Source organism: Pandoraea fibrosis (genome assembly GCF_000807775.2).
GTDB lineage: Bacteria > Pseudomonadota > Gammaproteobacteria > Burkholderiales > Burkholderiaceae > Pandoraea > Pandoraea fibrosis.
In genome coordinates this window covers 4,315,659-4,327,930 of the sequence record NZ_CP047385.1, presented here as the reverse complement: position 1 = coordinate 4,327,930, position 12,272 = coordinate 4,315,659, and the positions used below count along the sequence as shown (strand labels likewise).

At 61.9% G+C, this 12,272-nt stretch carries 13 protein-coding genes; 9 read left to right on the top strand and 4 right to left on the bottom strand.

Annotated elements, in window-relative coordinates; genetic code table 11:
- The first annotated feature begins 98 nt into the window (after window positions 1-98).
- The 5 genes from rimM (at window position 99) to PI93_RS19085 (ending at window position 4,067) form a co-directional block, all read left to right on the top strand.
- Window positions 99-749, top strand: a complete 651-nt coding sequence (rimM, locus tag PI93_RS19105; protein ID WP_236105792.1) for a ribosome maturation factor RimM — start codon at window positions 99-101, stop codon at window positions 747-749.
- A gap of 60 nt (window positions 750-809) precedes the next feature.
- Window positions 810-1,580: a tRNA (guanosine(37)-N1)-methyltransferase TrmD gene (trmD, locus tag PI93_RS19100; protein ID WP_039369254.1), complete on the top strand. Its 771-nt coding sequence runs from the start codon at window positions 810-812 to the stop codon at window positions 1,578-1,580.
- A 103-nt stretch (window positions 1,581-1,683) separates the two neighbouring features.
- On the top strand, window positions 1,684-2,073 hold the full coding sequence (rplS, locus tag PI93_RS19095; RefSeq protein ID WP_010807534.1) for a 50S ribosomal protein L19: 390 nt from the start codon (window positions 1,684-1,686) through the stop codon (window positions 2,071-2,073).
- A 233-nt stretch (window positions 2,074-2,306) separates the two neighbouring features.
- Window positions 2,307-2,993 carry a CoA pyrophosphatase gene (locus PI93_RS19090; protein ID WP_039369251.1) on the top strand — a complete coding sequence of 229 codons (687 nt, stop codon included), beginning with the start codon at window positions 2,307-2,309 and terminating at the stop codon, window positions 2,991-2,993.
- 135 nt (window positions 2,994-3,128) lie between these two features.
- A complete protein-coding gene (locus tag PI93_RS19085) occupies window positions 3,129-4,067 on the top strand; it encodes a CobD/CbiB family protein (RefSeq protein ID WP_039369248.1) in 939 nt (312 codons plus the stop codon).
- 79 nt (window positions 4,068-4,146) lie between these two features.
- Here PI93_RS19085 and rsgA read toward each other — a convergent pair whose 3' ends face one another.
- Together rsgA and PI93_RS19075 are read right to left on the bottom strand one after the other, a co-directional pair.
- A complete protein-coding gene (rsgA, locus tag PI93_RS19080; RefSeq protein ID WP_039369244.1) occupies window positions 4,147-5,088 on the bottom strand; it encodes a ribosome small subunit-dependent GTPase A in 942 nt (313 codons plus the stop codon).
- Window positions 5,085-6,332: a M48 family metallopeptidase gene (locus PI93_RS19075; protein ID WP_039369241.1), complete on the bottom strand. Its 1,248-nt coding sequence runs from the start codon at window positions 6,330-6,332 to the stop codon at window positions 5,085-5,087. The genes rsgA and PI93_RS19075 overlap by 4 nt, the downstream gene beginning before the upstream one ends.
- 102 nt (window positions 6,333-6,434) lie before the next feature.
- On the opposite strand from PI93_RS19075, the gene orn reads away from it, so the two are divergent.
- Window positions 6,435-7,073: an oligoribonuclease gene (gene orn, locus PI93_RS19070; protein WP_039369238.1), complete on the top strand. Its 639-nt coding sequence runs from the start codon at window positions 6,435-6,437 to the stop codon at window positions 7,071-7,073.
- 104 nt (window positions 7,074-7,177) lie between these two features.
- On the opposite strand, the gene mog is transcribed toward orn, so the two are convergent.
- Both mog and yjgA read right to left on the bottom strand, forming a co-directional pair.
- Window positions 7,178-7,798, bottom strand: a complete 621-nt coding sequence (mog, locus tag PI93_RS19065; protein ID WP_039369235.1) for a molybdopterin adenylyltransferase — start codon at window positions 7,796-7,798, stop codon at window positions 7,178-7,180.
- Window positions 7,798-8,406: a ribosome biogenesis factor YjgA gene (gene yjgA, locus PI93_RS19060; RefSeq protein ID WP_039369233.1), complete on the bottom strand. Its 609-nt coding sequence runs from the start codon at window positions 8,404-8,406 to the stop codon at window positions 7,798-7,800. The genes mog and yjgA overlap by 1 nt, the downstream gene beginning before the upstream one ends.
- A gap of 115 nt (window positions 8,407-8,521) precedes the next feature.
- On the opposite strand from yjgA, the gene pmbA reads away from it, so the two are divergent.
- The 3 genes from pmbA to PI93_RS19045 all read left to right on the top strand — a co-directional run bounded on the left by pmbA (window position 8,522) and on the right by PI93_RS19045 (window position 12,262).
- Window positions 8,522-9,880: a metalloprotease PmbA gene (gene pmbA / locus PI93_RS19055; RefSeq protein ID WP_144400479.1), complete on the top strand. Its 1,359-nt coding sequence runs from the start codon at window positions 8,522-8,524 to the stop codon at window positions 9,878-9,880.
- A 218-nt stretch (window positions 9,881-10,098) separates the two neighbouring features.
- The gene (locus PI93_RS19050) at window positions 10,099-11,250 is read left to right on the top strand and encodes an ABC transporter substrate-binding protein (RefSeq protein ID WP_039369227.1); all 1,152 of its coding nucleotides are present in this window, start codon (window positions 10,099-10,101) and stop codon (window positions 11,248-11,250) included.
- Between the two features lie 130 nt (window positions 11,251-11,380).
- Window positions 11,381-12,262: a branched-chain amino acid ABC transporter permease gene (locus PI93_RS19045; RefSeq protein ID WP_039369224.1), complete on the top strand. Its 882-nt coding sequence runs from the start codon at window positions 11,381-11,383 to the stop codon at window positions 12,260-12,262.
- The last annotated feature ends 10 nt before the right edge of the window (window positions 12,263-12,272 follow it).

The window sequence follows — 12,272 nt, the reverse complement described above, 5'->3', positions numbered from 1 at the left end:
TGTCGGTTTGCCGGCGGCATGAGAATTTAACGGCGGTGCCTGTTCCCGAGCGATCTGGAGCGGGCATCGCCGTGTGTTCGTCACAACGTTGGATTGGCATGGTTCGTTCCGCTCGACCCGCACGTGAGCGGGTACCGCTGAAAATCGGCGCTGAGGCGCGGCGTGCCGCTGGCATGCGCGCTGAGCAGGTGCTCGCCCCGGTGACCGAAGTGCCCGATGATCTCGTCGAGCTGGGTTACATCGGCGATGCCTACGGGATTCGCGGCTGGATTAAGGTGCAGCCGCACACAGGCAAGGGCGATGGGCTCTTGGCCGCAGAATGCTGGTATTTCCGTCGTCCCGGTGAGTCGGTCTACACCAAGGCCAATGTGCTGCACAGTCGGGGGCATTCCGGTACGGTCGTTGCGCAATTGCGCGGCAGCGACAGCCGCACTGCCGCCGAGGCACTCAAGGGCCTTCAGGTCTGGGTGCCGCGCAGTGCGTTTCCGACCGCTGGCGAAGACGAGTTCTACTGGGTAGACCTGATCGGTGCCCAGGTAACGAATTTGCAGGACGAATCGCTGGGTAAGGTTGTCGGTTTGCTCGATAACGGCGTGCACACTGTGTTGCGTGTCGTCTACGACGTGCCTGCCGCCGACGATAAGCCGGCGAAGACCGCTGAGCGGTTGATCCCGTTCGTGGGCCAATATGTGCAGACCGTCGATGTCGAGGCGGGGCGTATTGTGGCCGACTGGGGTCTCGATTACTGACATACCGATTGATCGCCCGGCCGTTGTTGCGTCCGGGCACCTCTGGACGGAACCGGTCTGATGCAGTTTGACGTCGTCACGCTCTTTCCCGAGATGTTTCGGGCACTGACCGACTGGGGCGTCACCAGCCGGGCGCTCAAGCAGTCGCGCTACGGTCTGCGGTTTTGGAATCCGCGTGATTTCACGCACAACAACTACCGCACGATCGACGATCGACCGTATGGCGGCGGTCCGGGCATGGTCATGCTCGCCAAACCGCTCGACGACGCGATCAACGCCGCGAAAGCGGCGCAGGCCGAGGCCGGCGTGCCGCGCGGTCGTGTGTTGTTGATGTCGCCGCAGGGCAAGCCGCTCACGCATCGTCGGGTGGTCGAATTGCGCGAACAGGAGCAAGGATTGATTTTGCTCTGTGGTCGCTACGAAGCCATCGATCAGCGTTTGATCGATCGGGTGGTGGACGAAGAGGTCAGCGTTGGCGATTTCGTGTTGTCGGGCGGTGAGTTGCCCGCCATGGCACTGATGGATTCGCTCATTCGGCTATTGCCGGGAGCGCTGAACGACGAACAGTCGGCCGAGCAGGACAGTTTCGTGAATGGGCTGCTCGATTGCCCGCATTACACGCGGCCCGAAGAGTACGAAGGGGTACGCGTACCGGATGTGCTGTTGGGCGGGCATCACGCCGAGATTGAAAAATGGCGGCGCCGTGAGGCGTTGACCAACACCTGGCGCAAGCGTCCCGATCTGATCGAGAGCGCGCGTGCCAACGGATTGCTCAGTCGTGCCGATGAGGCATGGCTGACAAGCCTGCGGGCCGATACGTCGGCCAAGTAGGCAACGGGTGTCGTCATGGGGACGGCATTCGGTTTGAACCCATCCTCTGTCGGGGCCGGCATGCCGGTATATAACGCCGATACGATGGCACAAGGAGTGGTAAATGAATCTGATCGCTAAGATCGAGCAGGAAGAAATCGCGCGTCTGACCGCGAACAAGACGATCCCCGACTTCGCCCCGGGCGACACCGTGATCGTCAACGTGAACGTTGTGGAAGGCACGCGCAAGCGTGTCCAGGCTTACGAAGGCGTTGTGATCGCCAAGCGTAACCGTGGCCTGAACTCGGCGTTCATCGTTCGCAAGATTTCGTCGGGTGAAGGCGTTGAGCGTACGTTCCAGACGTACTCGCCGCTGATCGCCAGCATCGAAGTCAAGCGTCGTGGTGATGTTCGCCGCGCCAAGCTGTACTACCTGCGCGAGCGTTCGGGCAAGTCGGCACGTATCAAGGAAAAGCTCACGTTCAAGAGCAAGACCACTGCTGCTGCCGAGTAAATCGGACGCCGCTACGCCTGGCGACCTCGTGGCCGGGCGCAGCCAAAGCCGCATGGAAAAAGCACCCTTCGGGGTGCTTTTTTCATTGTGTCGCGCCCGATCCATACGAATGCGGCAGCGCGTCATCGCCATTGAATGCTGCGAATTGCCGGGGGATTGGCATTTTCTTCGCGTGTACGCATTTCCCGCTTCCTCGTTAAAATAGCAAAGTTATTTCTCGTTCAAAGGTCTACGTGGCGCCACCTCTCATCCTGCATCCTGAAGCGTTACCCATCGTCTCGACGGGCGAAGGGGAGCCCACGGTGCCGGCTGAGCGATTGACGGCCGAAGCGTTACGAGATCGCCTCGCCAGTCCACCGATCTGGACGCCAGAGTCGGGCGCCATCGAACTCGCTTCCCCGTCACTGTTCACACCACGCGCTGCCGCCGTGCTCGTGCCGCTGGTCATGCGTCCGCATGGCACGACGGTATTGCTCACCCGGCGAACGCAGCATCTCAGCACGCATGCCGGACAGGTCAGTTTCCCCGGTGGCAGTCGTGAGCCCGACGATCCGACACCGATTGCGACGGCCTTGCGCGAGTCGCGAGAGGAAATCGGGCTGGATTCCGGGGTGGTGGAAGTGATTGGCAGCTTGCCGGACTACGTAACGGGCACCGGTTTTCGTGTCGCGCCGGTCGTGGGTTTGGTTAAGCCACCGTTCGATCTCGTGGCCGACGCGGGAGAAGTGGACGAGATTTTCGAGGTCCCGCTCGATTTTCTGATGAACCCCGCGCATCATCAGATTCGCGTCTTCAACTATCAGGTAGGTGAGCGCCGCTTTTACGCGATGCCTTATCCGAAGCCGGCAGGCGGTGAGTATTTCATCTGGGGGGCGACGGCCGGCATGCTGCGTAATTTCTATCAACTTCTGCGGGCTTGATGCGAAAGGCGAATCGTTTTCGCGAGTTGTCCGCTCGATCTGTGAAGTGAGTGCGCCGCAGAGGCGCTTGGGGCGGGCATTCGCGAGAAGCTGTGCTATCGTTACACCATTCCGTCTGGTGATCTGAACGCACGCATGACATTCTTTTCGGTACTCCTCGCGCTGATCCTCGAGCAGGTGCGTGCGCTCTCCACGCAAAACCCGATCTACAACCTGATTCGCTCCCACGCGACCCACACTTCGCAGAGCTTTGACGCGGGACAACCGCGCCACGGCGTGCTTGCATGGCTGGTCGTCGTGTTGCCCTTTGTGCTGGCGGTCGGCGTCATTTACTACCTGCTCATGCGGGTCAACATTTTCCTGGGCTTCGCGTGGAACGTGTTCATCGTATATCTGACGATGGGCTTCCGGCAGTTCAGTCACTACTTCACCGACATTCACGTCGCGTTGAACAACGACAACGTGAACGAAGCGCGTGAAATTTTGCGCCAATGGATTGGTATCGATACCGTCGACATGCCGGTGGACGAGATCGTGCGCCACACGTTGTTGCACGCGGTCATTGCGTCGCATCGCCACGTGTTCGGCGTGTTCTTCTGGTTCCTGATGCCGGTCGGTCCGGCGGGCGCGGTGCTCTACCGCCTTGCGGAATATCTGTCGCGTCGCTGGACCGAAAACGTTCCGGATCGCAGCCCCGCGTTCGGCGCCTTTGCACGCAAGGCGTTTTATGTGATCGACTGGGTGCCGGCACGCTTGACGGCGATTGGCTTCGCCATCGTGGGTAACTTTGAAGACGCCATTTACGCGTGGCGGCACTACGCCAAGCAATGGCCGAACGAAAACGAAGGCATTCTGCTGGCTGCGGGCAGCGGTGCGCTCGGCGCGCGACTCACGGGGCCGCTCGCGGAAGTCTCCAGCGTCGACGCACTCAATCAAGTCGACGACGCCGTGCTGCCGGTCGGCAGCGAATGCACGCCGCGGACGCTTCAGGCAGCGGTGGGGCTGGTGTGGCGCGCCGTCCTGTTGTGGATGCTGTTGTTGCTGCTGCTCACGCTCGCCGTGTGGCTGGGCTGACGTCTGCGAACAATCGCTAACAATAAAAAACCCCGCGCAGGCGGGGTTTTTTATTGCCGGTCCCGATTGGCCGACGCGCTCAATACGGAATCTCTTGCTCCGATTCGTGAACGAGCTGCGCATATAGCGCATGACGCTGTTTCGAGATCCGCCCATCGGCGACGGCTTCGAGAATGGCGCAGCCCGGCTCTTTCAGATGATGGCAGTTGTAGAACCGGCATCCGGTGAGCAAAGGGCGGAACTCGGGAAAGGCTCGCTCCAGTGCGCCTTCCTTGAGGTGATGCAGGCCGAACTCCTGGAAGCCGGGGGAGTCGATGAGCAATCCGCCATCGGGCAGATGGAAGATGCGCGTGAAGGTGGTCGTGTGCTTGCCGGAGTTCAGCACGGTGGAGATCTCGCGCGTCGCCGCATCGGCGTCGGGCACAACGAGGTTCACGAGGCTGGACTTGCCCATGCCCGACTGCCCGAGCAGTAGCGAGGCCTGATGCGCGAGGCGCGGCAGCAATAATGCTTTCGCCGTTTCCGGATCGGCACGCACCGACAGTTCCAGCACCTCGTAACCCAGCGCGCGATAGGGTGCCAGACGCTCGCGCGCTGCCGGCAGCGCGTCCACCACGTCTGTCTTGTTGAGGACGATCAAGGGCCGCAATTCGTTGGCTTCTGCTGCCACGAGTGCGCGCCCGAGCAAATCCTCACTGAAGTACGGCTCGGTCCCCAGCATGATGACCAACTGGTCGATGTTGGCAGCGAAGAGCTTGCTCTTGAACTGGTCCGAACGATAGAGCAGGTTGCGCCGCGGCAGAATCTCTTCAATGACGCCCTGATCCCCCGTGCGGGCCCACGCGACCTCGTCGCCAACCGCGATCTCGCTCTTTTTCCCACGCGGAAAGCAGAGCACCGTCTCGCCGTCGTCGGCTTCCACAACGTAGTGACGACCATGCGCAGCGGCTACGCGGCCATGGCGTCGTTCCTGAGCGCTTGTTTCGACCGGCGCCGTCTTCACTCTGCTGCTTCGCTTCATGCGTGCCCCAGCAGACGGTCGATACGCTGGGAGGCAGGCGGATGCGAGTAATAGAACGCGGTGTAGACCGGGTCGGGCGTGAGCGTCGAGGCGTTGTCCTGGTACAGCTTCACGAGGGCATTGATCAGATCGCTGGCCTGCGTCTGGCTGGCGGCGAAGGCGTCGGCTTCGAACTCATGTTTGCGCGACGTCAGGCTGCTCAGCGGGCTCGCAAAGAAGCCGAACACAGGCAGCACGAGGAAGAACAGCACTAACGCCAACGCATTGTTGCTACCGGTCATGGACGGCATCACACCGAGTTCGGTGTAGAACCACGTGCGCCCGGCCAGCCAGCCCAGCAGCGCGAGGAACGCCAGCGACAGTGCGAAGGCGACGATCAGGCGCTTGGTGATGTGACGGCGTTTGAAGTGCCCCAGCTCGTGGGCCAGCACCGCCTCGATTTCTGCGGGCGAGAGGCGCTCGATCAGCGTATCGAAGAACACGATGCGCTTGGCGCGGCCAAAGCCACTGAAGTACGCGTTGCCATGGGCCGAGCGTTTGGAGCCGTCCATCACGAAGAGACCGCGAGCGGCGAACCCGCAGCGCTGCATGAGGCCTTCGATGCGCTGCGCCAGCGACGCGTCCGCGAGCGGCTCGAACTTGTTGAACATCGGCGCGATGACGTGCGGGAAGATGAACTGCACGAACAGATTGAAGGCAACCCACACAATCCATGTGTACAGCCACCACAGCGGCCCCGCGCGCTCCATCAGCCACAGCACGACAAAGAGCAACGGCAACCCGAGCACGACGCCGATGGCGGTGCCCTTGATCATGTCGACGATGAACAATCCGAGCGACATCCGGTTGAAGCCGAAGCGCTGTTCGATCACGAACTGTCGCACATAGGTGAACGGCAGGTCGACGAGGCCGGAGATCAGCAGGACGGCGGCAATCAGCGCGATCTGACCCACGTACCCTTCGCCAAGCCATTCCGAGATGCCGATGTGCAGCAGGTTCAGCCCGCCAAGCAGCGTGAAGGCAACGAGCAGCACGGCCTGCGCGAAGATCTCTGCCATACCGAGCCGCGTGCGGGCGACCGTGTAATCGGCGGCGCGCTGGTGGTCGGTCAGCGTGATCGTATCGGCGAACCGTTCGGGAACGGCGGCCCGATGGGCGACCACATGGCGAACCTGACGGGCGGCCAGCCAGAGCTTGGTCATGACCATCGCCAGCAGGAAGATCACGAAGAGATAAGTGAACATGCGCTTTAGGAGAATCCGAAGTATGCGAGAATTATAAGTTCTTTCGACCGGTCAGGCGCCGCGCCGGTCGCCTACCGATGCGTTTTCCAGAGTCTTCCGATCATGTCTGTCATTCCCTCCCAAAATCCCACGTCTGCCGCTGCCGGGACGACGCTCGCCCGCGCCGAGTTCAATTTGGTCTGGCTCGACATGGAAATGACCGGTTTGCAGCCCGATAGCGACCGCATCATCGAGGTGGCGGTCGTTGTCACGGATTCTGCGCTGACGCGTCGCATCGAGGGCCCGGTCTTCGCGATCCACCAGTCCGACGCCGTTCTGGATGGCATGGACGACTGGAACAAGTCGACCCATGGCCGCTCGGGTCTGATCGACCGGGTCAAGGCGTCCGCCATCGATGAAGCCTCGGCCGAAGCCCAACTGATCGAGTTTCTGTCTCAGTACGTGCCGCCGAACAAGTCGCCGATGTGTGGCAACTCCATTTGCCAGGATCGCCGCTTCATGGCGCGTCACATGCCCAAGCTCGAGGCCTTCTTCCACTACCGGAATCTGGACGTCAGCACGCTCAAGGAGCTTTGCCGACGCTGGGAACCGACGGTCTACAAGGGTTTCACGAAGCGCGGGGCTCACACGGCGTTGGCCGACATCCATGAGTCGATCGACGAACTGGTGTACTACCGCGAGCATTTCCTGAAAACGGCCGTGCCCGGTGCACCGGATGCTCCGGCGCCGGTCTCCGCCTGAAGCCCGACGAGGCCGGCCGCACGATAAAGAACGCCAGCGAAATCGCTGGCGTTTTTGTTTAGGATCACCGGAGCAGACGCCCGGAAGATCAGCCTGGCAGGTGCTTACGACGATTTCGGTGCGCGAATCGCGCTCTTGGGGCGGAAGGCCTTGCAGATGCCTTCGTCCGTCTCGATGTACGGCCCGCCGATCAAATCGATGCAATACGGCACGGCAGCAAAAATACCGGGCACGATCGACTTGCCGTCGGCGTCGCGCAGTCCTTCGAGCGTTTCCTTGATCGACTTGGGTTGTCCGGGCAGGTTGATGATAAGCGCGGCGTGATCTGCCGTCTCCCGGATGACGGCAACCTGACGCGACAAGATCGCCGTCGGGACGAAGCGCAGACTGATCTGACGCATCTGTTCGCCGAAGCCGGGCATTTCCTTCGTGCCGGCACGCAGCGTGGCTTCCGGCGTGACGTCGCGCCGCGCCGGTCCTGTGCCGCCCGTCGTCAATACCAGATCGCACTTCAGCGTGTCGACAAGGTCGATCAGGGTCGCAGTGATGCCGTCGGCGTCGTCGGGAATCAATCGCGTTTCGGCCACCCACGGCGAAGCCAGCGCGCTGGCGAGCCAGTCCTGAAGGGCGGGGATGCCCTGGTCCTCATACGTGCCCTGGCTCGCGCGATCGCTGATCGACACGAGGCCTACGCGGAGTTCGTCCGGATGGGAGCGGGCGACCATCAGTCTTCCTCGCGGGTTGGGAATTCCGGCAGATCGCTATCGGCATCGTCCGAAGCTTCGGCGGTGCTGGACGCCCCGGTGCCAAGCAGGTCCTTGAGGACCTGGAACAGTTCGCGGAAGGCCTTGGGCGGCTTTTGCGCGGCCTGTTCGCGGCGCGCGTTGCGTACAAGCGTGCGCAGTTGCTGGGCGTCGGCTTCCGGATGCTGGGTGAGCAACTCGGTGAGGGCTTCGTCCTTGGCCAGCAGGCGTTCGCGCCAGCGCTCGAGGGCGTGCAGCTTGGCGGTTTCCGCCTTCGAGACGCCATTGATGATGTCCAGGGCACGGCGAATCGCCTCGACTTCCGACTCGTCGAGGGTGCGCATTTGCTTGCCCACATACTGCATCTGGCGGCGGCGGCCTTCGTGCGCGGTGATCTTGCGGCAGTCGCGGACGGCCCGTTCCAGATTGTCGGGCATTGGCACGCGGGCGAGCGCGTCCTTGCCAAGATTGACCAGTTCTTCGCCCAGATCCTGCAAGGCATGCGACTCGCGCTTGCGCTGGGATTTGCTCGGGCCTTCGTCGGCAAGCTCGCTGTGAGCGATACGGTTAAAGCGGTGAATGTGCGTCATGGGCGCTATTGTAACGCGGCGCGCGCCGTCCAAATAGTTGCTGGGCCCACGCACGATGGTGAGGAAGTCGCGCTAAGATGGCGGTTCCTATTCAGCTACTGACCCAATCGCGCCGATGTCCCAAGCGACCCAGCACTTCACGCATACCCAGGATCAACTCAAGGAAATCGTCAGCGACGTACTGCAATACGCCCGTTCGCTCGGCGCAACCGATGCGGCCGCCGAAATCTCCGAGGGCGACGGCCTGTCGGTTTCGGTGCGGCGCGGCAAGGTCGAGACCATCGAGCGCAACCGCGACAAGCTCGTCGGTGTGACGGTCTTCATCGGCCAGCGTCGCGGCAATGCCAGCACGTCGGATTTCTCCCGCAAGGCGTTGCACGACACGGTAGACGCCGCTTACAACATCGCCCGCTTCACGGCAGAGGACGACTGTGCCGGGCTCGCCGAGTCCGATCTGCTGGAAATGCATCCGCGGGATCTGTCGCTGTTCCATCCGTGGCGCATTACCGCTGATGAAGCGGTAGAACTGGCGCGCCGCGCCGAGAAGGCGGCGCTCGACGTGAGCCCGATCATCCGCAACTCCGAAGGCGCTGGCGTGTCGGCGCAGCATTCGCAGTTCATGCTGGGCACGACCCGGGGATTCCTGTCGGGCTATCCGTATTCGCGTCACTACCTCTCGGTCTCGCCGATTGCCGGTTCGGGCAGCCATATGCAGCGCGACGACTGGTATTCGTCCAAGCGAGCGGCCGGCGATCTGGCGTCTCCGGAGTCGGTTGGCCGTTACGCTGCCGAGCGCGCGCTGGCGCGTCTGCATGCTCGCAAGCTTTCCACGCGCAAATGCGCGGTCCTGTTCGAAGCCCCGCTCGCCGCCGGACTTTTGGGGGCGTTCGTGCAGGGCGTGAGTGGTGGCGCGCTGTACCGCAAGGCCACCTTCCTCGTCGACACGCTGGGCAAGCCGGTGTTTGCCGAGCACGTGGGCATTCACGAAGATCCGCATGTCCCACGGGCCATGGGCAGTGCGCCCTACGACGAAGAGGGCGTGAAGACGCGCGCTCGCGATGTCGTGAGCGATGGCGTGGTGCAGGGTTATTTCCTGTCGACGTACTCGGCTCGCAAACTGGGCATGCAGACGACGGGTAACGCCGGCGGTTCGCACAACCTGCGCATGTACAGCAAGCTCACGGCGCCGACGGACGACTTCCGGGCGATGCTGCGCAAGCTGGGCACGGGGTTGCTCGTAACCGAACTGATGGGGCAGGGCGTGAACTACGTGACGGGCGACTATTCGCGTGGTGCGTCGGGCTTCTGGGTCGAGAATGGCGAGATTCAGTACCCGGTTGAGGAAATCACGCTGGCGGGCAACCTGAACGACATGTTCCGCCAGATCGTCGCCATCGGGGCCGACACGCTCGTGCGCGGTACCAAAGAGGTGGGGTCAATCCTGATTGAACAAATGACCATCGCCGGTCATTGATGCTGCGAAAAGCCGTTATGGCGCGATAAATGCGTTGCGTTTATGCGCCATAACGGGGCAAAAACCCATTTGTCGTGTCCGGCGCAGGCGGTTTGCGTTATCCTTAGGAGTTTTCTTAAGCCGTGGCTTAAGAACGGACACGGTAGTTAGGGTAATGGGCGCGCTCATAAGGCGCGCCTTCTCATAACTAGAGACTAGGTATTGGAGGAAGAGGACTCATGAAAAGCACCATGACCAAGTTGCTGAGCGCGCTTGTCGCTACGGGGATGGTGGCTGCGGCCCACGCAGCCGATCTGAAGATCGGTGTGGCCGAAGCACTGTCGGGCGGTGCTGCGCAATACGGCGCAGCCATCAAAAACGGTTTCCAGCTTGCTGCTGACGAAATCAACGCCGCTGGCGGCATCAATGGCAACAAGCTCGTACTGCAGGTCGAAGATGAGCAAGGCAAGAAGGAAGAGGCGATCAACGTCTTCAAGAAGCTGATCTTCCAGGACAAGGTGCTCATGGTGTTCGGCCCGACGCTGTCGAACTCGGCACAGGCTGCCGATCCGATCGCACAAGCCGGCAAGACGGTGGCGTTCGGTACGTCGAATACGGCCGACGGCATTACGTCGATCGGCGATTTCATCTTCCGCAATTCGGTGACCGAAGCCGACGTGCTGCCCGAGACCATCAAGGTCGCGGCCAAGCACGCGGGCATCAAGAAGGTCGCGGTGCTGTACGGCAACGACGACGTGTTTACCAAGAGCGGCTACGACAACTTCAAGAAGGCGCTGGAAGACCTGAAGATCCCGGTCACGACGACCGAAACGTTCGCCAAGGGCGACGTGGACTTCAAGGCGCAGCTCACGAAGATCAAGGCGAGCAACCCCGACGCCATCGTGCTCTCGGCGCTGATCGCCGAAGGCGCGCCGATCATGGTGCAGGCCCGTCAGCTGGGCATTAACGTGCCGTTCATCGGCGGCAACGGCATGAACTCGGTCAAGGTGTTCGATCTGGCCAAGGGCAGCTCGGATGGCCTGTGGGTGGGTAGCCCGTGGTCGATCGAGAACAATACGCCGGCCAACACGAAGTTCATCGGCGCCTACAAGGCGAAGTACAACGTGGCACCGGACCAGTTCGCAGCGCAGGCCTACGACGCGATGTACATCGCGGCCGGTGCGATCAAGAACGTGAAGATCTCGGGCAATCTGGAAGCGGATCGCAAGGCACTGCGCGACGCGCTGCCGAAGGTCACGCACGAAGGCGCTACGGGCAAGTTTGCGTTCCGTCAGGCCACGGGCAAGAACGGCAAGCCGGCAGGCTACGATGCACAACAGGCACCGATCGTCAGCGTGACGAAGGGTGGCAAGTACGTCATCGAGAAGTAAGCAGCCCGGCAGTACTTGAAGAAGTCCGCATGGGCGTAGGGCCGAAAGGCGCTACGCCCATCGGCGTTTCTGGCGCACGCCGTCCCCCATCACGACGCGCGCCTTCGTCCCTCAGGCTGGAATACACACCATGCTGGAACAGCAACTCGTCAACGCGCTCTCCCTCGGGTGCGTGTACGCCTTGTTCGCGCTCGGGTTCACACTCGTGTTCGGCATCCTTGGCGTTATCAATCTTTCGCACGGCGCGGTCTTCATGGTCGGCGCCTACGCGGCGCTGCAAGCCATCGCGCGTCTTCATCTGCCGCTGTGGGCGGGCATGCTGACGGCGGTCATCGTCGCCGGTCTGCTGGGCTTGCTCATCGATGTGCTGGTGCTCAAACCGTTGCGCAAACGCGGTGCGCCTCACCTGATCCCGATGATCGCCACCATTGGCGTGGGCATTCTGCTCAACAACGGTGTGCAGGGCATTTTCGGTGCGGAAAACCTGCGTTTCCCCTACGACGTCGTGTCGCAGGAGACCCTGACCGTCGCCGGCGTGCACATGACGGCGCTTGAACTCGCGATCATCTTCATCTCGTTTGCGCTCATGGCCGTGCTCATCACCACGATCAAGAAGACGCAACTGGGCCGTGCGCTGCGCGCCATTGCCGAATCGCCGAAGGCGGCCTATCTGCTTGGGATCAACGTCGAGGGCCTGTTTCTGGCGACGTCGTTCGCGGCGGCGGGTTTGGGTGGCATGGCCGGCGTGCTGATCGGGCTGTACTCCAACGCGGTGTTCCCGCTGATGGGGCAGCCGATGCTGCACAAAGGGATTGCGGTGATCATTCTGGGCGGCATGGGCGACATCCGGGGCGCGATGATCGGTGGCTTGTTCCTTGGCTTTGCCGAGGTCATGTCGGTCGCGTATATCGGTTCGAACATGCGCGACGCCGTGGCGTTCGGCCTGCTGTTCCTGATCCTGCTGGTGCGTCCGCAGGGGTTGTTCGGCAAAGTGCTCGAACGCAAAGCGTAATCACGGGGGC